Source organism: Actinoplanes sp. GCM10030250, assembly GCF_042666575.1.
Classification (GTDB): Bacteria; Actinomycetota; Actinomycetes; order Mycobacteriales; family Micromonosporaceae; genus Actinoplanes.
On the sequence record NZ_JBHTDO010000015.1, the window covers coordinates 54508 to 74131 of the forward strand.

At 68.9% G+C, this 19624-nt stretch carries 19 protein-coding genes; 6 read left to right on the forward strand and 13 right to left on the reverse strand.

Annotation, left to right across the window (positions count from 1 at the left end; genetic code table 11):
- Window positions 1–11 precede the first annotated feature (11 nt).
- Both ACFQV6_RS20345 and ACFQV6_RS20350 read right to left on the reverse strand, forming a co-directional pair.
- Window positions 12–284 carry a hypothetical protein gene (locus ACFQV6_RS20345; RefSeq protein ID WP_378029101.1) on the reverse strand — a complete coding sequence of 91 codons (273 nt, stop codon included), beginning with the start codon at window positions 282–284 and terminating at the stop codon, window positions 12–14.
- A 104-nt stretch (window positions 285–388) separates the two neighbouring features.
- Window positions 389–1291, reverse strand: a complete 903-nt coding sequence (locus tag ACFQV6_RS20350; RefSeq protein WP_378029102.1) for a lytic polysaccharide monooxygenase — start codon at window positions 1289–1291, stop codon at window positions 389–391.
- A gap of 133 nt (window positions 1292–1424) precedes the next feature.
- Here ACFQV6_RS20350 and ACFQV6_RS20355 point away from each other — a divergent pair, with 133 nt between their 5' ends.
- Window positions 1425–1793, forward strand: a complete 369-nt coding sequence (locus ACFQV6_RS20355; RefSeq protein ID WP_378029103.1) for an FKBP-type peptidyl-prolyl cis-trans isomerase — start codon at window positions 1425–1427, stop codon at window positions 1791–1793.
- 58 nt (window positions 1794–1851) lie between these two features.
- On the opposite strand, the gene ACFQV6_RS20360 is transcribed toward ACFQV6_RS20355, so the two are convergent.
- The 4 genes from ACFQV6_RS20360 to ACFQV6_RS20375 all read right to left on the reverse strand — a co-directional run bounded on the left by ACFQV6_RS20360 (window position 1852) and on the right by ACFQV6_RS20375 (window position 3734).
- Window positions 1852–2229, reverse strand: a complete 378-nt coding sequence (locus ACFQV6_RS20360; protein ID WP_378029104.1) for a hypothetical protein — start codon at window positions 2227–2229, stop codon at window positions 1852–1854.
- 182 nt (window positions 2230–2411) lie between these two features.
- Entirely contained in the window at window positions 2412–2576 is a 165-nt protein-coding gene (locus ACFQV6_RS20365) for a hypothetical protein (protein WP_378029105.1), read from the reverse strand.
- On the reverse strand, window positions 2573–3460 hold the full coding sequence (locus tag ACFQV6_RS20370; RefSeq protein ID WP_378029106.1) for a hypothetical protein: 888 nt from the start codon (window positions 3458–3460) through the stop codon (window positions 2573–2575). Before ACFQV6_RS20370 ends, ACFQV6_RS20365 begins: the two co-directional genes overlap by 4 nt.
- Before the next feature lie 64 nt (window positions 3461–3524).
- Complete coding sequence (locus ACFQV6_RS20375; RefSeq protein WP_378029107.1) at window positions 3525–3734, reverse strand: RNA-binding S4 domain-containing protein; 210 nt, start codon at window positions 3732–3734, stop codon at window positions 3525–3527.
- Window positions 3735–3825: 91 nt separating this feature from the next.
- Between ACFQV6_RS20375 and ACFQV6_RS20380 the strand changes: the two genes are divergently transcribed.
- The gene (locus ACFQV6_RS20380) at window positions 3826–4632 is read left to right on the forward strand and encodes a DUF1775 domain-containing protein (protein ID WP_378029108.1); all 807 of its coding nucleotides are present in this window, start codon (window positions 3826–3828) and stop codon (window positions 4630–4632) included.
- A gap of 231 nt (window positions 4633–4863) precedes the next feature.
- Here ACFQV6_RS20380 and ACFQV6_RS20385 read toward each other — a convergent pair whose 3' ends face one another.
- Window positions 4864–5802 (reverse strand): exopolyphosphatase, encoded by a 939-nt coding sequence (locus tag ACFQV6_RS20385; protein ID WP_378029109.1) that lies wholly within the window; start codon window positions 5800–5802, stop codon window positions 4864–4866.
- A 154-nt stretch (window positions 5803–5956) separates the two neighbouring features.
- Between ACFQV6_RS20385 and zwf the strand changes: the two genes are divergently transcribed.
- A complete protein-coding gene (gene zwf / locus ACFQV6_RS20390; protein WP_378029110.1) occupies window positions 5957–7450 on the forward strand; it encodes a glucose-6-phosphate dehydrogenase in 1494 nt (497 codons plus the stop codon).
- Between the two features lie 81 nt (window positions 7451–7531).
- Window positions 7532–7867 carry an STAS domain-containing protein gene (locus tag ACFQV6_RS20395; protein ID WP_378029111.1) on the forward strand — a complete coding sequence of 112 codons (336 nt, stop codon included), beginning with the start codon at window positions 7532–7534 and terminating at the stop codon, window positions 7865–7867.
- A gap of 70 nt (window positions 7868–7937) precedes the next feature.
- Here the strand turns inward: ACFQV6_RS20395 and ACFQV6_RS20400 are convergent, their stop codons facing one another.
- A complete protein-coding gene (locus ACFQV6_RS20400) occupies window positions 7938–8987 on the reverse strand; it encodes an ROK family protein (RefSeq protein WP_378029112.1) in 1050 nt (349 codons plus the stop codon).
- A 115-nt stretch (window positions 8988–9102) separates the two neighbouring features.
- Between ACFQV6_RS20400 and ACFQV6_RS20405 the strand changes: the two genes are divergently transcribed.
- The gene (locus tag ACFQV6_RS20405; protein WP_378029113.1) at window positions 9103–10605 is read left to right on the forward strand and encodes a DUF1800 domain-containing protein; all 1503 of its coding nucleotides are present in this window, start codon (window positions 9103–9105) and stop codon (window positions 10603–10605) included.
- A 5-nt stretch (window positions 10606–10610) separates the two neighbouring features.
- Window positions 10611–11810, forward strand: coding sequence for a DUF1501 domain-containing protein (locus tag ACFQV6_RS20410; protein ID WP_378029114.1), 1200 nt, complete (start codon window positions 10611–10613; stop codon window positions 11808–11810).
- Window positions 11811–12699: 889 nt separating this feature from the next.
- Here the strand turns inward: ACFQV6_RS20410 and mmsB are convergent.
- From mmsB to ACFQV6_RS20435, 5 genes are all read right to left on the reverse strand, one after another.
- Window positions 12700–13953 carry a multiple monosaccharide ABC transporter permease gene (gene mmsB, locus ACFQV6_RS20415; protein WP_378029115.1) on the reverse strand — a complete coding sequence of 418 codons (1254 nt, stop codon included), beginning with the start codon at window positions 13951–13953 and terminating at the stop codon, window positions 12700–12702.
- Window positions 13950–15485 carry a multiple monosaccharide ABC transporter ATP-binding protein gene (mmsA, locus tag ACFQV6_RS20420; protein ID WP_378029116.1) on the reverse strand — a complete coding sequence of 512 codons (1536 nt, stop codon included), beginning with the start codon at window positions 15483–15485 and terminating at the stop codon, window positions 13950–13952. Before mmsA ends, mmsB begins: the two co-directional genes overlap by 4 nt.
- Before the next feature lie 141 nt (window positions 15486–15626).
- Window positions 15627–16754, reverse strand: coding sequence for a multiple monosaccharide ABC transporter substrate-binding protein (gene chvE, locus ACFQV6_RS20425; RefSeq protein ID WP_378029117.1), 1128 nt, complete (start codon window positions 16752–16754; stop codon window positions 15627–15629).
- A gap of 26 nt (window positions 16755–16780) precedes the next feature.
- Entirely contained in the window at window positions 16781–18262 is a 1482-nt protein-coding gene (gene araA / locus ACFQV6_RS20430; RefSeq protein WP_378029118.1) for an L-arabinose isomerase, read from the reverse strand.
- Between the two features lie 285 nt (window positions 18263–18547).
- On the reverse strand, window positions 18548–19531 hold the full coding sequence (locus tag ACFQV6_RS20435) for a LacI family DNA-binding transcriptional regulator (RefSeq protein WP_378029210.1): 984 nt from the start codon (window positions 19529–19531) through the stop codon (window positions 18548–18550).
- Window positions 19532–19624: the final 93 nt, after the last annotated feature.

Genomic DNA, 19624 nt, shown 5'->3' on the forward strand with positions numbered 1-19624 from the left:
TCCTCTTCAGCTCAGCGGCCGGCGGCCTTGAGAAGGCTCGCGACGAGCTTCTTGTCGGTGATGGTCTTCAACTTCTCGCCGGAAAAGACGTCGATCGTGCCCTTCTTGGCGTCACGCACCGAGATGACCAGCGGGGAACCGTCGCCGGAGGCTTCGTTCTCACCGGCGAGGCTGAGGCCGGCGACCGAAACCGCGGAGACGCCGACGCCGGTTGCGGCGAGGGCGAGGACCCGGCGGCGGGACAGCCACTGACGTCCCGGGGCGCGGTAACGAACACGACTCATGCTTGGCCTTTCGTCGTCTGTTGGGGGCCGGACGGGCGGTGCATGTCGACGCCGATCAGTACGAGATCCACACCTGGGCGGTTCAACAAATTCTCAGAATCGGCTCACTGTCCGCGGCGGCGGCGCAGCCGGGAGAGGCCCGCACCGGCGATGACCAGGGCGGCTGCTGTGAGCGCTCCCAAAACCAGCCAGTGTCCGAGAGTGACCATCCCGGGCTCCGCGGGCTTCTCGGCGGACGTGAGCACCGTGTCGGCCGTCTCCGGAGCCTCGGAGGTGGGTGCGGGAGGAGCCGCCGCCGAGGGAGCGGCGGACGAGGGTGCGGCAGAAGAAGGAGCAGACGAGGCAGGGGTACGCGACGCCGGCGCCCTCGTCACGGCCGCCTTCTTCGCCGCGGCCGGGAAGACCAGGTCGGAGCACGAGTAGTAGGTGTCCGGCGTACTCGTCGTCTCCCACACCACGTAGAGCATGTGCCGCCCGGTCCGCTCCGGCAGCGTCACCCGCATCCGGTACGCCCCGTCCCGCAACGGCGGATCGGTGACCTCGGCGATCGGCTTCGCCCCGAGGTCGTCCCACGTCAGCTTCTTCGCCGCGGAGTAACCCGTCCGGGTGAGGAATATCCGGAACACACCCTGGTGCGGAATCGTCCCCCGGTACGACACCGCGAGCCGCTCCCCGGACTTGACCTCGGTCGCCGGGAAGTCGTCCCGGGCCAGGTCGAGTCCCCGGTAGGCGTCCAGCCCTCCACTGCACAGCTTGCCGTCCGGCACGCTGGCGCGGTCGTCCTTCACGTTCGCCAGGCGCAGGTTGTCGAAGGCGCCGAGGAAGCCCCCGGTCGCCTTGAGCGCGGCTTTGCAGGCGGCGGCCGTACGCTCGGTGCCGTTCCCCCCGCACGCCGCCGAGCGGCTGATCGGCGTCACCGGGGCGCCGTGGGCGAGGGCGGGAGTGGGAATCGCGGGCACGGAGGCGGCGGCGAGCAGGCCGGTGACGGCGAGGCGGCGGACGAACACTGGATCTCCCGGGTACGGCGGCACGGCCGGGAGTTTCCCGGCCACCCGTGGGTACGTACTTGCGGCACCGCTCGTTCAGCGACCACGAAGCTGTGATTGCATGGCCGAGTCCGGTAAGAAATCTGGAGGTTTCATGAGCAAGCCCGATGTCGGCCCCATTCCCGAGTCCCCCGCCAGCGAACTGCTGATCGAGGACATCGCTGACGGGGAGGGTCAGGAGGCGAAGTCCGGCGACTTCGTGAGCGTCCACTACGTGGGTGTCGCCCAGTCCACGGGCAAGGAGTTCGACGCCTCCTACAACCGGGGCGAGCCGTTCGGCTTCCGGGTCGGTGGCCAGCAGGTCATCGCCGGCTGGGACCAGGGCGTGGCCGGCATGAAGGTGGGCGGCCGCCGTCGTCTCGTCATCCCGCCGCACCTGGGTTACGGCGCGCGCGGTGCCGCCGGCGCCATCAAGCCGAACGAGACCCTGATCTTCGTCGTGGACCTGCTCGAAGTCCACTGACCTGCGATTTCCCGGCCCGCCCCGCTCCCGGGGCGGGCTTTCGCATTCCCGGCCGTTCTCAAGCCGAAGCCTGACCGCCCCGATAGACGGCTCCGGCACGCGTCTCGGTCCAGGACTGCGCCTCGGGCATCGCCACACCGCGGGCCGGTCCGTCGAACATCAGGCGGAACTGGGAGTCGACCTCGGTACGGAGGACGGCCATCGCCACCGTGATCGCCTCGCGGATCGCCAGGCAGGTCTCGCAGCCGGCCCGGCACCACTGATGAGCAGCCGCCACGTTGATCAGGGCGATGTGGAGCTCACAGATCTCGCGCGCGTGCCGCCGCTGGTCAGGGACACCGAGGCGATCCGCGGCCGCGGTGATCTCGTCCTCTTCGACCTGGTAGACACGGGCGGCCTGCGTGGTGAACCAGATGAAATCGTCCTGACTGATCACGGCGCAGCGACCATGGCGTCATCCCCCGAAGTTTCCCCAGGTGAGAGACGCTATCGGCGCTCCGCGATCATGGTCAATACGCTGGGTGGCCGGGGCAGCACGGCCACTCGTCCACTCCCGACCCTCCGATGAGGTATCAGATGGGTGGCCGGCGCCGCGGACGTCCCCGCGGCACCGGCCGGTCAGCGCGGCGGGCCGCCGCGGTATCGGGTGCGGGCGCGGGCGCCGACGCCCCGCATCCGGCACAGGGTGCGGGCCGGAACCGGCTCGACCGGCCCCGGGCCCGCGCTGCCGCTGGAACCGCCGGCGTCGGGCCCGAGGTCGAACGGGTCGTCGAACGGGGTCATCCGGCGCTCCGCAGCGCGGCGCAGCCGGACTCGTCGGGCAGCAGTGGGCGGAACATCACGCGCCACTGCTTGCCGGCGGAGACCCACGGCGTCTGCTGATTGGCCTTCTCGGCGGCGGCCAGCACCGCGTCCTTCTCCTTACCGGTGACCGCGACACAGCGGATCTCGAGGGCCTTGTCCAGGTAGCTGCCGGGCAGCTCGGGGCCGGGCCACGCGGTGGGTTTGCCGGACAGGTTGTCACCCGGGTCGGTCCACGGCGAGGCGAGCGCGGCCAGTTGCGCCGGCTGGTACGCCGCGGGGGCCGGCATGCCCTCGGCGGTCGACAGCGCGGTGAGCCGGTCGACGAAGTTCACCAGCTTCTTGCGGGCCGCCTTCTGCTCCGCGCTCAGCGCCGGGTCGTCGGCCTGTGCCTCGCGCAGCGCGACCGCCTCGGCGACCTGCGTGCCCTCGGCGGTGACGACGGTGACCCGGGTGCTGGGGATGTCGGCCACGCCGGGCGAGCCGAAGTCGGTGCCGTTCTTCACGCCGGCCGCGAGGGCCTCGGCGGTCAGCTCCTTGAGCACGGCCTGATCGATCTGCTGCACCTGGAGGTTGGGCAGGGCCGGTCCGGGCGCGATCAGCGGCACCGGGCCGTCGGTGATCACGCGGCCGTCGGCGTAGACCGAGATCATCGGCAGGCGGCCGAGCAGGAACTCCGGCGGGACGAAACCGCCCCGGTACTCGACGCGGATCACCGCGGTGCTGTCGTCCGAGGCGGGAACGGAGGCGCTCTCGACGACCGGGCCGGAGTCACCGGCCCCGGCCGACGTGCCCGGCCGGGCGCAGGCGCCCAGGAGGATGGGGATGGCTGCGGCGGCGATCAGGAGGCCGCGGGTTCGGGTCATGAACGGTACGACGAACCGGCCCGCCACCGGGTTCCGACTCCTCGCGACTTTCCCGCCGCAGGTGTTACGGAACCACCCTGGCGATGCGCCCCAGCACCTCGACCACGTCTCCCGCGTGCAGCTGGCGGCCGCGGCGCATGTCCACCTCGCCGTTCACCGTGACGTCGCCGGAGGCGATGACGATCTTGGCCTCTCCCCCGGTCTCGATGAGGTCGGCGAGTTTGAGGAACTGACCCAGCCGGATCATGTCCCCGTCGATCGGCACATCGCGCATCCGCTCATCATGCGGGATCTCGAAAAGTTCTGCGAACTCGTTGAACCATCGGGACGCGTGATCCGAACTACATGTCGTGAGGCATCTGGGGATGGCCCGCCGCGCGGGCGTACTGGCCGCTGTGACCACCGGCGTCGTACTCTCCGCGGCCGCTCCGGCGGCGGCGGACGTGACGGTGAGCCCGGCGACCGCGGCGCAGGGCAGTGGCGAGAATCTGTACTTCCACGTGTCCAACGAGGGCACCGTGCCGGTGACCGAGGTGACCGTGCGCACGCCGGCAGACACCCCGATCGCGGAGCTCTATCCGCTGTCCGTCGACACCTGGGCGCCGAAGATCGAGTGGCAGGAACTGAGCACGCCGATCCAGCCCATCCACGGCGCGTCGCCGATCACCACGGTGCCCAGCTCCATCACCTGGCTCGCGGTGGGCAAGACCCTCGCTCCCGGCCAGGCCGCGGACCTGGGCCTCGCGGCCGGCCCGCTGCCGCAGCTGAGCACGATGAAGTTCACCGTGGAGATGAAGTACGCGGACGGCTCGAAGGCACCGGCGCAGACGGCAACGCTGTCGCTGACCCCGTCGGACGGCTCCGCGACCGGCACCCACCACAACGGCACCGGCACCGGCACCACGGGTGATCTCACCCCGGGCGAGCAAGCCGCGTTCGACAAGATCCTGGACGACGCCGACGCCGGCCCCTCGCTGATGTCGATCTCCGGCTGGGTGGTCGCCGTGCTGGCCCTGCTCGGGGCCGGCTGGGTGATGCTGCGCAACCGGCACCGCGCCGAGGAGGAGCCGGGCGACACGCCGGCCGAACCGGAGGGCGCGGACGAGGACGAGAGCGAGAAGGAGCCCGTCGCGGCGGGCAGCGGCACCAGCAAGTGGGCCTTCAAGGGCTGACGAAGACTCCCACGCAGGCCGGGTCCTGCAGGGAAAACCTCACGCGGGTGGGCGTGAGGACGTCGTGGGCAAGCGCGTGGGGCGCTCGGCCACGACCGGCGGGTGGGGCCCCGGGCAAGGCCCGTGATCCGCGCGTCGTGCGGGCGGGGAGGCGACTCCCCGCCCGTACGCATACCCGGACCAGGACAACACGGGCCGGCACAAGAATCCGGACAGCGGGACGGCGCGGGCTCAGACCGGGACGACCCGCTCGGTGCGCAGCGCGTCGATGATCTCGTGTTCCACCCGCTCCGTCTCGTCGTGCGGTACCTGGCAGGTGCCCGCCGCGAGGTGCCCGCCGCCGCCGTAGCGCAGCATCACCTCGCCGATGTCGACGGGTGAGCTGCGGTCGAGGATCGACTTGCCGCAGGCGAACACCGTGTTGAGCTTCTGCCGGCCCCAGATGATGTGCATCGAGACGCGGGCCTCCGGGAACAGCGCGTAGACCATGAACCGGTTGCCCGCCTCGATGACCTCTTCCTCGCGCAGGTCCACGATCACCACGTCACCGTCGAGCCGGCAGACCCGGTGCAGCTGCTCCACGAACCTGGCCGAGCACTCGTGGTAGAGCTCGGAACGCTCGATCACGTCGGGCAGCGCCAGGATGTCGTGCACGTCCTGAAGCTCGATGCAGGCGTCGATGAGCTGCATCATCAGCTGGTAGTTGGAGATCCGGAAGTTGCGGAACCGGCCGAGCCCGGTCCGGCTGTCCATCAGGAAGTTGAGCAGCGTCCAGCCGGTGGGGCTGAGGATGTCGGTGAGCGTGTAGTCCGCCGAGTCGGCCTGGTCCACCGCGCGCATCAGTTCGTCGGAGACCTGCGGGAAGCGCGCCTTGCCGCCGAAGTGCTCGAAGATCACCCGGGCCGCGGACGGCGCGTCGGCGTCGATGACGTGGTTGTCCCTGCCGCCCTCGTTACGCAGGGTCTCCGAGTGGTGGTGGTCGTAGACCTGATAAGCACGGGCGTCGTACGGAAGGTTGGTGAGGATGTCCCGGTCGGTCACCTCGACGACACCGTCCTGCACGTCTTTGGGGTGCACGAACATGATGTCGTCGATCATGTCCAGGTGACGCAGCAGCACGGCGCACACGAGGCCGTCGAAGTCGCTGCGGGTCACGAGCCGGTACTTCACAGGGTCTCCCTCGGTTGCCAGACCTTTGGGACCATTTTGCCACTTTTTTCACGATAGCCCGGCCGTGTTCGCCACCACGTGGTGAACCCTCCGGTGGTTCCGCTGCGTAAGGTTCAAACGGACGGCATCGAACCGGTCGGAGGACACGCAGAAGATGGACCACGCACCTCAGCTCATCCAGGAGCGCAGCGCGCCACCAGCCACGCTGGTGATCTTCGGCGCCTCCGGTGACCTGACCCGGCGCAAGCTGCTACCGGCGGTCGAGAGCCTGGCCCGGCACAACCGGCTGCCGGATCAGTTCGCCCTCGTCGGTGTCGCACGCACGCCCATGACCGACGAGCAGTTCGCCGACAGCGCGCTCGGCAACCGCAGCCTCGCCGAGAAGCGCCAGCTCCAGGGCGGCGTGCGCTATGTCGCCGGCGGTTACGACGACCCGGAGACCTACAAGCGCCTCGCCGAGACCCTCGACGAGTTGGACGCGCAGCGCGGCACGTCCGGCAACCGGCTCTTCTACCTCTCCACCCCGGCCGGCGCCTTCGAGCCGGTGATCAACGGGCTGGCCGGTGCCGGGCTCAACCACCCGCGCGAGGGCTCCTTCTCCCGGCTGGTCATCGAGAAGCCGTACGGGCGGAACCTCGCCACGGCCCGCGAGCTGGACGCCGTCGTGCACAGCGCGTTCGACGAGCCGCAGGTCTTCCGGATCGACCACTACCTGGGCAAGGACACCGTCCAGAACGTGCTGGCGCTGCGCTTCGCCAACTCGATCTTCCAGCCGATCTGGGACCGCTCCTGGGTCGACCACGTGCAGATCACCGTCGCCGAGACGCTCGGCGTCGGCACCCGCGGCGGCTTCTACGAGAACGCCGGCGCGATGCGCGACATCGTGCAGAACCACGTTCTCCAGGTGCTCGCGCTGGCCCTGATGGAGCCGCCCGCGTCGTTCGGCGCCGAGGGCCTGCGCAACGAGAAGGTGAAGCTGCTCCAGGCGATCCGGCTGCCCACCGACCGGGACATCGCCGAGGCGGCCGTCCGCGGTCAGTACACCCGGGGCGGCACCCGTGAGGAGCTGATGGCCGGCTACCGCGAGGAGGTCGGTGTCGACCCGCTGTCGCGTACCGAGACGTATGCGGCGATGCGCCTGAACGTCGACAACTGGCGCTGGGCCGGGGTGCCGTTCTACGTGCGGACCGGCAAGCGGCTTCCGCACCGGCTCACCGAGGTGGCGCTGCAGTTCCAGCGGCCGCCGCACCTGCCGATCCCGACCGATCAGCTGACCGGCCTGGAGGCCGACGCGCTGATCCTGCGGATCCAGCCGAACGAGGGCATCTCGCTGCGCTTCGGTGCCAAGGTGCCCGGTCACTCCTTCCGGGTGCGCACGGCGAGCATGGACTTCTCGTACGACGGGACGTTCGTCGAGGAGTCACCGGAGGCGTACGAGCGTCTCCTGCTGGACGCGCTGATCGGTGACGCGTCGCTGTTCATCCGCAGTGACGAGGTCGAGCAGTGCTGGCGGATCGTCGACCCGATCATCGAGCACTGGGACCGGGACAACTCACCGATCCCGGCGTACGAGGCCGCGTCCTGGGGCCCGGCCGACGCCGACCGCCTGATCGGGCGGCACGGGCGCAAGTGGCGCAACGCGAACTGAGGTCGCGTCTTCTGCGGGGGTTGGCGGGCTCGCATAGGGTTGTTCGCAAGCCCGCCCCCTCCCCCTGAAAGACACACGCCTATGCAGGTATCGGTCGCCCATCACCCACCCAACACGGCCGTTCTGGTCCTGCGCGGATCCCTCGACATCGACACCGCGCCCGCGCTCAAGGCCAACCTCGGCCGCCTCGTCGAGCGTCCCTCGCCGCGCATCGTGGTGGACGTCTCCGGCCTCGACTTCTGTGACTCGATGGGCGTCGGCGTGCTGGTCACCGCGCACGGCCGGGCCACCGAGCGCGGCGGCTGGGTGCGCCTGGCGGCACCGTCGGGTTTCCTGCGGCGCCTCTTCGACACGCTCGGGCTGAGCGACTATCTGCCGATGAGCCCCGATGTCGCGAGTGCGCTGAACGAGGACTGAACGCCACCGTGGCAGCCGCTGGTGCGGCTGCCACGGGAAGGACAGCTTTCTCCGTACGATAAAACGTCGCTCAGCGTGCCCCGGCAGCGACCGCGTCGAGTGCCGCCACCGCCGCACCCCTCGCCCCTGCCATGTCCAGATCGGGCACCAGGGCGAAGGTCGCGGCCCGGGCCTGCTCGTCGCGCAGCTGGGTGTTCTCGCGCACGGTGTTGAGGAACCACTGCCGGAAGTGCGGCTCGGCCTCGACCACTCCCCCGCCCAGGAAGTAGGCGTCCGGGTCGGTGAAGTTGGCGGCGATCGTGAACAGCTTGCCGATCGCCTTCGCCTGCTGGGTGAAGACGGCGATCGCCAGGGAATCGTCCTTCTCACCGTAGCCACGCAGCAGTTTCGCCGCCCGCGCGACCGGCTCCGACGCGAGAGGGTGGTCCGGGAAGCGGGTCAGCCAGTAGGGCAGAAGGTTGTTCTTGATGCCGGTGAGCGAGGCGATCGCCTCCACGTCACCCTCGAAGCCACAGTTGCAGACCGGGACCGGCTGGCCCTCCTCCAGGACACCCAGCAGCGGGATCTGCACGTGGCCCAGCTCGCCGGCCATCCCGGCGGCGCCGCGGATCACCTTGCCCCTCTCCACCACACCGCCGCCGAGGCCGGTGCCGACGATCGCCGAGACCGACGACTTCTCCAGCGCCGCGGTGCCGAAATGCCGGTGATGCGCGTAGAGGGCGGCCGCGTTGGCGTCGTTGTTGTAGACGACGGGCAGCCCGAGCTTGCTCTCCAGGGCACCGCGGATGTCGAAGCCGTGCCAGGACACCTGATTGAAGTTCGTCGCGCCCTTCGACGAGATGACGCCGTGGGCGCTGGCCGGGCCGGGTGTGTCCAGGCCGACCGCGCGGACCAGGGACAGCGGTGTCCTGGTCAGCTCCAGAATGTCGGAGAACGCGGCCGCGAGCGACTCGACGGCCGACTCCGGCCCGTCCGTCACCCGGCTCGGATTCTCCACGAGGTTGCTGACGAGGAACTGCCCTGTCGCGTCGAGGACGGTGGCGTTGTTGCAGGTGCCGCCGTTGTCGAGTCCTACCACGACCCAGGACGAGGGGGTGCGTACGGTCTCTGCCTGATCCACGGTCATGAGCCTACGTCCGAGGGCCTGCCGGGGTCACGGGTGCGAGCCGATTGCGGGATCGTTAGTCACGGTTGCAGCGGTGCGGGGGTTCCGGCATCGGGCCGAACCATGGGGCATGACCACCCGCCGCACTGTGATCGCCGGTTCCGTCGCCGCCACCGCCCTCACCGCCACGGGATTGTCCGTCTCCGCGCCCGCCCAGGCCGTCTCCCCCCTGCTGGGCAGCGATCTCATTCCCCACCTGCTCCGCCGCGCCACCTTCGGCCCCACGCCGGAAAGCCTCGCCGAGGCCCGCAAGCTGGGCCTGAACGGCTGGCTGGACCGGCAGTTCGCCCCGGCCAAGATCAGCGATGCGGCCTGCGACAAGGTCCTGGCCCGCCTGCCGCTGGCCGGCGCCGACGGGGCGACCGTGCGGGCGAAGCTGTCCAAGCACTCCTACGAGGCGTTCGGCCAGCTGGGCCGGGCCGCGATCGCCCGCGCGGCGTGGAGCAACCGGCAGCTGTTCGAGTCGGCCGTCGCGTTCTTCGCCAACCACCTGCACATCGCCGCGCCGTCCAGCGGCGTCTGGGACACCCGCGCCGACTACGACGTCCAGGTGATCCGCAAGCACACCTTCGGCAAGTTCGCCGACATGCTCAAGGCCAGCGCCCGGCACCCGGCCATGCTGACCTACCTCGACCAGCGCTCGTCGACGAAGGCGCACCCGAACGAGAACTACGCCCGCGAGCTGATGGAGCTGCACACCGTCGGCCTGGTCTACAGCGAGGCCGACGTGCTCGCGGCTGCCAGGCTGCTCACCGGCATGACGGTCGGCAAGTCCGGCTCGTACACCTACGACGCCTCCCGGCACGCCACCGGCGCCGTCACCATCCTCGGCTTCAAGCACGCCAACACCGCCACCGACGGTGAGTCCGCCGCGCTCGCCTTCCTCGACCACCTGGCCCGGCAGAAGGCGACCGCCGAGCGCCTGGCCCGCAAGCTGTGCGTCCGCTTCGTCGCCGACGAGGCCCCCGCGTCGCTGGTCACCAAGCTGGCGAAGGTCTACCTCGACAACGACACCGCGATCGTCCCGGTGCTGCGGGCGCTGTTCACCTCGCCCGAGTTCGCCGCCTCGATCGGGCAGAAGACCCGCACCCCGTTCGAGGACATGATCGCCGCAGTGCGTGCGCTCGGCCTCGGCCCGGAGACCTCCGGTGTGAAGGCGCTCGACGCGCTCTACAACAACCTGGTCGACGCCGGCAACGCCCCGTTCCGCTGGAGCCCGCCGAACGGCTTCCCGGACGTGGCAGCGGTCTGGGCGTCACCGTCGGCGTTCGTGATGCGCTGCAACCTGCACCTCAACCTGGCCGCCGGCTGGTATCCCAAGCAGCTCACCCGGCCCGCGGACCTGCTGAAGTCGCTGGTACCGGTGCTGCCGGGGACCTACGGGGCGCTCGTGGACGCGCTTGCCGTACGGCTCACCGGGGCCAAGCTGCCGGCCAAGCACACCGCCGCCGTCCTCAGCGTCGCGGAGAAGCTGCCGACCAGTCCTCTGACCGCGAAGGACAAGTCGCTCGCCGGCGCCGCGCCGTACCTGATCGCACTGGTCCTCGACTCTCCCAGTTTCCAGCTGAGGTGATCTTCGTGAACCGCCGGGCTCTCCTCGCCGCCGGCGCCGGTGCCTGCGCCGGCCTGGCGAGCGCAACGCTCAGCACCAAACTCGCCTACGCCGCCGGCACCGACTACCGGGGCGACACCCTCGTCGTGATCTCGCTGCGCGGCGGATTCGACGGGATGTCCGCCATCGCACCGATCGGCGACCCCGGCTACGTCAAGGCCCGGCCGACGATCGCCCTGCCCACGAGCACGGTGATCGCCGGCGACGGCACGTTCGGCCTGCACCCCGCGCTCGCGCCGCTGCTGCCGCAGTGGAAGGCCGGCAAGCTCGCCGCCGTACACGCCGTCGGCCAGGCCAACCCGACCCGCTCCCACTTCGCCGCCATGGAAGCCATGGAGAACGCCGCACCCGGCACGTCGATCCGCAGCGGCTGGCTCGACCGGACGCTCGGCCTGACCGGCGCCACCGGTCCGCTCGCCGGCGTCTCCCTCGGCAAGGCCATGCCGGCCCGCATCTTCGCCGGTCCCGCCGCCGACATCTCGATGAACACCGTCGACGACGTCAAACTCGCCGGCGACGGCAAGCGCCCGATGGCCGCCGCGCTGCGCGCCATGTACGCCGACGCGCCCGCCCACCTCGCCGCCCCCGCCCAGGCCGCCGACCGCGCCCTCGCCGCGGTCGCCAAGATCGCGCCGTCGACCGCCGAGTATCCGGCCACCGAGCTCGCCACCGCCCTGCGCGACGTCGCCCGCCTGATCAAGGCGAAAGCCGGTCTGGTCACGGCGGCCGTCGACTGCGGCGACTGGGACATGCACGAGGGCCTCGGCAACGCGGTCAAGGGCCAGCGCATGCACGACAACCTGACCGAATTCGCCCAGTCGGTGGCGGCGTTCGTCGCGGACCTCGGCGACGAGACGATGAAGAACGTCACCGTGCTGACGATCAGCGAGTTCGGGCGGCGGGTGGCGGAGAACGGCTCACACGGCGCGGATCACGGCCACGGGAACGCGATGCTGCTGCTCGGCGGGGGTGTGCGGGGCGGGAAGGTCTATTCGCAGTGGCCGGGGCTGGCGCCCGCGGACCTGGTCGCGGGGGATCTCGCGGTTACCACCGACTACCGCTCGGTGATCGGCGAGGTGTTGCAGAAGAGATGCGGCTTGGGGTCACTCTCCGAGGTTTTCCCCGGCGTCAAACCCTCCTCCTTCGGGTTGGTTGCGGCTCGCTGAGCTGCTCGCCCTTACTTCTTTTCAAGATTTCGTACGATCCACGCAAAGTCACGCCGCTGCCACGCGATCCAGGCGGGTGGTCGCGCCCGGCGCGGCGCCCGCCGGGCTGAGATCGGTGGTTCCGCTCACCCCCACCTCTCCCGCCCCACCGCACCGATCCCTCCCACGCCCAGCCGGCTTCCCCAGCTGGCACTGAGGGGTGCCCGGTGCCCGACATGTGCCCCCTCAGCACCAGCCGCTCGGAACAGCTGGCACCGAGCGGTGCCCGGTGCCCGAAATGTGCCCCCTCAGCACCAGCCGCTCGGGACAGCTGGCACTGAGCGGTGCCCGGTGCCCGAAATGTGCCCCCTCAGCACCAGCCGCTCGGAACAGCTGGCACCGAGCGGTGCCCGGTGCCCGAAATGTGCCCGCTCAGCACCAGCCGCTCGGAACAGCTGGCACCGAGCGGTGCCCGGTGCCCGAAATGTGCCCCCTCAGCGCCAGCCGCTTGGGACAGCTGGCACTGAGGGGTGCCCGGTGCCCGAAATGTGCCCGCTGGGTGCCAGTTGGGTGGGCGGCTGCGGGTGGGAGCGGGGGTAGGGGCGCACACGGGGGTGCGTGTGCGTTTATGTGCGTTTCGACGTGGGTGGGGCGCACGGAAGCTCAACGTGTGCGATTGGACTGGCTCGGCACGCGGGCTGTTCGGTCGGCGGGCGGCCGGTGCTCGGCGTGGGCCGGGTTGTGGGCGTGGCGGCCCGAGCTGGGGGTGGACATGTCCGTTGGGGAGGGGCGCGTCGATCGTACGGAAAGAAGAATGAACGGGGCCGGCGCGTGGAAACGCACGCCGGCCCCGTTCGGTGCCGTCCCCCCAAGGCCCTGGACAGGGACGACGCGTTAGTGAGATGAAGTGTCAGCGCGCCGCGGCCGTGCGGCGTTTTGACCAGACGTCGAAGGCGACGGCGGCTAGGAGCACCGCGCCCTTGACCAGCATGACCTTTTCGGATTCGGCGCCGATGAGGCTCATGCCGTTGTTGATGACGCCCATGATGAGGCCGCCGGTGATGGCGCCGACGACTTTGCCGACGCCGCCCTGGACAGCGGCGCCGCCGATGAAGGCTGCGGCGATGGCGTCGAGTTCGAAGCTGTTGCCGGCGGTGGGGTTCGCCTGGTTGAGGCGGCCGGCGAAGATGATGCCGGCCAGCGCGGCGAGGACGCCCATGTTGACGAAGAGCCAGAAGACGACCGACTTGACCTTGACGCCGGAGAGGGTGGCGGCCTGGAGGTTGCCGCCGACGGCGTAGATCTGGCGGCCGAAGACGGCCCGGTTGGTGACCACGGTGTAGCCGACGACCAGAATCGCGAGGAGCACAAGAACCCAGGGCAGGTTGCGGAAGCGGGCCAGCTGGATGATCACGAACATGACCAGGACGGCGGGGACGGCGACCTTCAGTGCGAACAGCCAGATCGGGTCGACGGCCTGGTGGTACTGGCGGCGGGAGGTGCGGGCCCGCCACTGCACGAAGGCCATGCCGAGCACGACGGCCAGGCCGACGATGATGCTGAACAGGTCGGCGCCGCCGAGCGCACCGAGTCCGACATTGCCCAGGAAACCGGTGGTGAAGCCGTTGGCGAGGGTGCGGATCTCGTCGGGGAACGGGCCGATGCCCTGGTTGCCGAGGATCATCAGGGTGATCGCGCGGAACAGCAGCATGCCGGCCAGCGTGACGATGAAGGCGGGGATGCCGAAGTAGGCCACCCAGTAGCCCTGCCAGGCGCCGATGGCCGCGCCGAACAGCAGGGTGCCGATGATCGCTACCGGCCAGGGCAGGTCCCAGTTGACCATCATGACCGCGGAGAACGCTCCACACGCGGCAACGACCGAGCCGACGGACAGGTCGATGTGCCCGGCGATGATGATCAGGATCATGCCGATCGCCAGAACCAGGATGTACGAGTTCTGGACGATGATGTTGCTGATGTTCTGCGGCTGGAGCAGGTCACCGCCGGTCAGGATGGTGAACAGCAGGATGATCAGCGCGAACGCGATGTAGATGCCGCTCTGTTTCAGGTTGAAACCGAGGCTGAATCCGGCCTTGCCGGGTTTCGGCGCGGACGGCCCCGTGCCGCCCACGCTCAGATCGGCGTTGGTGGGTGCGACCGTCACGGCGCTACCTCCTGTTCTTCCTTCGTCATGAGGGTCATCAGACCCTCCTGTGTGGCGTCGGCGCGGGGCACCTCACCGGTGATCCGGCCGGCCGACAGGGTGTAGATGCGGTCACAGATACCGAGCAGTTCGGGCAGCTCGGAGGAGATGACCAAGATCGCCTTGCCCTCGTCGGCGAGCCGGTTGATGATCGTGTAGATCTCGTACTTCGCACCGACGTCGATGCCCCGGGTCGGCTCGTCGAGGATCAGCACGTCCGGGTTCGTGAAGATCCACTTCGACAGCACCACTTTCTGCTGGTTGCCGCCGGAGAGTTTCCCGGTGATCGCCTCGACGTTCGGCGCCTTGATGTTCATGCTGGCCCGGAACTCGTCGGCGATCTTGTGCTCTTCGTTGCCGTCGACCCAGCCACCCTTGGCGAGCTTCCCCAAAGCGGCGGCGGAGACGTTGCGTTTGATGTCCTCGATCAGGTTGAGGCCGTACCGCTTGCGGTCCTCGGTGGCGTACGCGATGCCGTGATCGATCGCCTCCCGCACGTTGCGGGCCTGGATCTGCTTCCCGTCCTTGATCAGCCGGCCGGAGATGTTCACCCCGTACGAGCGGCCGAAAACGCTCATCGCCAGCTCGGTCCGGCCGGCACCCATCAAGCCCGCCAGGCCGACGATCTCGCCGCGCCGCAACGTCATGTTGACCTTGCGGACCAGGGCACGGTCGGGCTGCGACGGGCTGTGCACGGTCCAGTCCTCGATCCGCAACACTTCCTCGCCGATGGTCGGCTCGTGCTCCGGGTAGCGGTGTTCGAGGTCGCGGCCCACCATGCCCGAGATGATTTTGTCCTCGGACAGGCCGGTCGTCTCGTCGGTCCAGATGGTCCGGCCGTCACGCAGGATCGTCACCCGGTCCGAGATGCTCATGACCTCGTTCAGCTTGTGCGAGATGATCACACAGGTGATGCCCTCGTCACGCAGCCCGCGCAGCAGGCCGAGCAGGTGCTCGGAGTCCTCGTCGTTCAGGGCGGCGGTGGGCTCGTCGAGGATCAGCAGCTTGACCTTCTTCGACAGCGCCTTGGCGATCTCCACCAGCTGCTGCTTGCCGACACCCAGCTCGATGACCGGGGTCACCGAACTCTCGGTCAGCCCGACCCGGCGCAGCAGCTGATCGGCCGCCGCGTTGGTCTTGTTCCAGTCGATCAGGCCACGCTTGGACTGCTCATTGCCGAGAAAGATGTTCTCGGCGATGGAAAGATTGTGCGCGAGCGCCAGTTCCTGATGGATGATGACGATGCCGCGGTGCTCGCTGTCGCGAATACCGGAGAACCGGCACGGCTCACCCTCGAACTCGATCTCACCCTCGTAATCACCGTGCGGGTAGACGCCGGACAGCACCTTCATCAGGGTCGACTTACCGGCCCCGTTCTCGCCGCAGATCGAGTGGATCTCCCCTCGGCGAACGTCCAGGTTGACGTCCTGCAGCGCCTTGACGCCCGGGAACGTCTTGGTGATGCCGCTCATCCGCAGGATCGTTTCGGTCATGGGCAGTGCCTCCTCCGTCCATGCGCTCGCTGCGGGTGGAGCCGCTCGCTGCGGTCGGTCATGGAACCTATGGGCGTCGATTCAAGGGGCCGGGAAGGCCGCGCCCCGCCCGCTGGGGTCGGGCGGGGCGCGGAGCCCGGATCACTTCAGCTGGTCGGCCGTGTAGTAACCGCTGTCGACGAGCTCCTTCTGGTAGTTGCTCTTGTCGACGATGAGGGACTCCAGCAGCATGGACGGAACGACCTTGTTGCCGTTGTCGTAGTCCTTGGTGTTGTTGGTGGTCGGGGTGCCGCCCTTGAGCACGGCGTCCGCCATCTCACCGGTGGTCTTCGCCAGCTGGCGGGTGTCCTTGTAGATGGTGGAGTACTGCTCACCCGCGATGATCGACTTCACCGAGGCGAGCTCGGCGTCCTGGCCGGTGACGGTCGGGTACGGGTTCGCGCCGGTGCCGTAACCGCTCGACTTGAGAGCGGAGAGGATACCGATCGAGAGACCGTCGTACGGGGAGAGCACGCCGTTGACCTTGACGTTGCCCTTGTAGGTCGAGGTCAGGATGTTCTCCATGCGCTTCTGCGCGGTGGCCGGGTCCCAGCGCAGGGTGGCAACCGTCTTGAAGTCCTTCTGGCCGCTCTTGACGACGAGGGTGCCCTTGTCGATGTGCGGCTGCAGGACACTCATCGCGCCGTTGAAGAAGAACGTCGCGTTGTTGTCGTCCGGGGAACCGGCGAACAGCTCGACGTTCAGCGGGCCCTTCACGCTGCCCTCGCTGCCGTCGGCGTTGAGGACCTTCAGACCGGTCAGCAGCGAGGTGGCCTGCTGCACGCCGACCTTGAAGTTGTCGAACGTGGCGTAGTAGTCCACGTTCGGGCTGTTACGGATCAGCCGGTCGTACGCGATGACCGGGATCTTGTTCGCGGCGGCGTTCTCCAGCTGGGTGGTGATCGCGGTGCCGTCGATCGACGCGATGATCAGCAGCTTGGCGCCCTTGGTGATCTGGTTGTCCAGCTGCTGGGTCTGCGTGGGGATGTCGTTCTCGGCGTACTGCAGGTCGACCTTGTAGCCGAGGCCCTCGAGCTGCGACTTGAGGTTGTCGCCGTCGTGGATCCACCGCTCCGAGGACCGGGTCGGCATGGTGATGCCGATCAGGGCGCCGGCGTTGTCGCCGCTGGCGGCCTCCTGGTCGGACGTCTTCTCCGACGAGCCGCAGGCCGCCATCGTCGCGACCATCGATGCGGCGGTGATTGCCGCCGCAAGACGGGGGTATTTCACTAGTTTTCTCCTCTTCGAGAGCGGTGTTACAGGGGCCGGGCCAGGCGGTGATACGCCTGGTTCCAGCGCACCCGGTCGGCGAAGTCGGCCGGGGTGGTGCGGCTATCGATCATTAGAAGCTCGGTTTGCGCCATTTCGGCGAAATCGCGCAAAGTTTCCGCTCCGACCGCCTGGGTCAGCACGGTGTGGTGCGGTCCGCCGGCGATGATCCAGCACTCCGCCGAGGTGGAGAGCGAGGGTGCCGGCTTCCAGACCGCGCGAGCCACCGGGAGCCTGGGCAGCGGCTCGTCCGGCGGGATCACCTCGATCTCGTTGGCCACCAGGCGGAACCGGTCGCCCATGTCGGCCATCCCCAGGACCACGGCGGGACCGGGGGTGGCGTCGAAGACCAGGCGGACCGGGTCCTCACGACCGCCGATGCCCAGCGGGTGGATCTCGGCCCGCGGGCGGGCCGACGCGATCGAGGGGCAGACCTCGAGCATGTGCGCGCCGAGGATCTTAGGCTCACCCGGACCGAAGTGGTAGGTGTAATCCTCCATGAATGAGGTGCCGCGTCCGGTTCCGGCGCCCATCGCCTTGACGGTCGCGACAAGCACCGAGGTCTTCCAGTCACCCTCGCCACCGAAGCCGTAACCGTCGGCCATCAGCCGCTGGACGGCGAGGCCGGGGAGCTGGCGCAGCCCGCCGAGGTCTTCGAAGTTCGTGGTGAAGGCGCCGAAGCCACCCTCGGTGAGGAAGCGCCGCATGCCCGCTTCGATGCGAGCCGCGTAGCGAAATGCGTCGGCGCTTTCACGCAGCTTGTCCGATATTTCGAAGATATCGGCATATTCGGCGAGAAGCTTGTCGATCTCGATCTCGTCGACGCTGTCGACTACAGACACGAGATCGTTCACCCCGTACGTGTTGACCGAAACGCCGAACCGCAACTCGGCCTCGACCTTGTCACCCTCGGTGACCGCCACGTCCCGCATGTTGTCACCGAAGCGGGCCAGCCGAAGCCCCCGCATGTGCTGCAGGCCGGTGGCTGCCCGGGCCCAGGCGTCCACGCGGGCCACGACCAGGGGGTCGGAAACGTGCCCGGCGACCACCTTGCGCGGCACACCGAGACGAGCCTGGATGAACCCGAACTCCCGGTCGCCGTGCGCCGCCTGGTTGAGGTTCATGAAGTCCATGTCGATGGACGACCACGGCAGCGAGACGTTGTGCTGGGTGTGCAGGTGCAGCAGCGGCTTGCGCAGCGCGTCAAGCCCGCCGATCCACATCTTGGCCGGCGAGAACGTGTGCATCCAGGCGATGACGCCGATGCAGTTGTCGTCGGCGTTCGCGTCCTGCATCAGGCGCTTGATCGCACCCGAGTCGGTCAGGACCGGCTTGCCGACGATCTCGGCGCTCAGCTTGCCGCCGGCCAGGGTCCGCTGGATCTCGGCGGACTGCGCGGCGACCCGTTCCAGGGTCTCCGGGCCGTAGAGATGCTGGCTTCCGGTGAGGAACCAGATCTGCGGTGTCATGGGTCGTCCTTTGTTCGAAAGATTCAGGCGGTGCAGGAAACGCGGCGCTGAATCGCGCGCAGGGCCCATCACGGAGAGGAACGCGGGGTGGATCGACAACATCGGGGGCTGTTCCGGCGGCGTGAATACAAGTGTTATCGCTAACAATTGCCCTGTCAACGGCGGTCGGCAACAACCCGGTAACAGCCGTGCAACATCGCCGGGTCACGTCGTCAGTCCTGCCGGTTCACCTGATCGCTCACAAGTGAACAGTAAACCCCACGGATATTCACATGCAGGCACCCCTCAGGCTGGGCGCCCCACGCTCTGCCGTTCGATCAGCCGCGGCGGCACCAGGATGTGGTCGGCGGCGCCCGAGTCGTCCCGCATCTGGCCCAGGAGCAGCGACAACGCCGCCCTGGCCACGTCTCCGAAGGCCTGCCGGACGGTGGTCAGGGGCGGGATGAAATACGCCGCCTCGGGCACATCGTCGAATCCGACGACACTCACATCATGCGGTACTCGGCGGCCTCGTTCCGACAAAGCGCGCAAAATTCCGAGCGCGAGATGGTCGTTCGCGGTAAAGATCGCCGTGACCTCCGGCATCCGCGCCAGCATCTGCCCCGCCCGGTAGCCCTCCGCGGCCGACCAGTCGGCGGACAGCAGCGGCGGAACCTCAGCACCCGCCTCCTCCAGGGTCTGCCGCCAGCCCTGGATCCGGCCGGCCGAGTCGAACCAGTCGGTCGGGCCGGAGACGTGCCAGACCGTACGGTGGCCGGCGTCCAGCAGGTGCCGGGTCGCGGCCCGCGCGCCGGCCACCTGGTCCACGGTCACCACCGGGCGGCCGCTCGCCGGGTCGCCGTCGATGAAGACCACCGGCAGATCCCCCGGAATCTCCGCCAGCGCCTCCGCCGCGGAGGCGGTGTTGGCGATGACGACGAGACCGGCCACCCGCTGATCGAGGTGCCGGTCCACCACCGAGGCGATCGACGAGCGGTCCAGCTCGCGGACGCTGCCGACGCTCACCGCGAACCCGGCGTCCGCGGCGGCCTGCTCGAACTCGGTGAGCATGGAGGCCGGTCCGTAGAGCGTGCTGTTGCGGGCGACCACACCGATCAGCTGCGAGCGGCCGGTGACCAGGGCCCGGGCCGCGCGGTTGGGCCGGTAGTTGAGCTCGGCGATGGCGGCGCGGACCCGCATCCGGGTCTGCTCCTTGACGTTCGGGTGATCGTTGAGGACGCGGGAGACCGTCTGGTGCGAAACACCGGCCAGGCGGGCGACATCCGTCATCGCCGGGCTACGGGTAATCTTGTCCACTTGCGCACCTCGGTCCGATCCATCTGCTGGTGTTTCCAAGATGTTATCGATAACACCTGGCATTCC

Excerpts from the sequence above, each read along its gene's own strand:
- ACFQV6_RS20345 (WP_378029101.1), bottom strand. The coding sequence starts at position 284 with ATGAGTCGTGTTCGTTACCGCGCCCCGGGACGTCAGTGGCTGTCCCGC.
- ACFQV6_RS20355 (WP_378029103.1), top strand. The coding sequence starts at position 1,425 with ATGAGCAAGCCCGATGTCGGCCCCATTCCCGAGTCCCCCGCCAGCGAA.
- ACFQV6_RS20365 (WP_378029105.1), bottom strand. The coding sequence starts at position 2,576 with ATGACCCCGTTCGACGACCCGTTCGACCTCGGGCCCGACGCCGGCGGT.
- ACFQV6_RS20370 (WP_378029106.1), bottom strand. The coding sequence starts at position 3,460 with ATGACCCGAACCCGCGGCCTCCTGATCGCCGCCGCAGCCATCCCCATC.
- ACFQV6_RS20375 (WP_378029107.1), bottom strand. The coding sequence starts at position 3,734 with ATGCGCGATGTGCCGATCGACGGGGACATGATCCGGCTGGGTCAGTTC.
- ACFQV6_RS20380 (WP_378029108.1), top strand. The coding sequence starts at position 3,826 with ATGGCCCGCCGCGCGGGCGTACTGGCCGCTGTGACCACCGGCGTCGTA.
- zwf (WP_378029110.1), top strand. The coding sequence starts at position 5,957 with ATGGACCACGCACCTCAGCTCATCCAGGAGCGCAGCGCGCCACCAGCC.
- ACFQV6_RS20395 (WP_378029111.1), top strand. The coding sequence starts at position 7,532 with ATGCAGGTATCGGTCGCCCATCACCCACCCAACACGGCCGTTCTGGTC.
- ACFQV6_RS20405 (WP_378029113.1), top strand. The coding sequence starts at position 9,103 with ATGACCACCCGCCGCACTGTGATCGCCGGTTCCGTCGCCGCCACCGCC.
- mmsA (WP_378029116.1), bottom strand. The coding sequence starts at position 15,485 with ATGACCGAAACGATCCTGCGGATGAGCGGCATCACCAAGACGTTCCCG.
- araA (WP_378029118.1), bottom strand. The coding sequence starts at position 18,262 with ATGACACCGCAGATCTGGTTCCTCACCGGAAGCCAGCATCTCTACGGC.
- ACFQV6_RS20435 (WP_378029210.1), bottom strand. The coding sequence starts at position 19,531 with ATGACGGATGTCGCCCGCCTGGCCGGTGTTTCGCACCAGACGGTCTCC.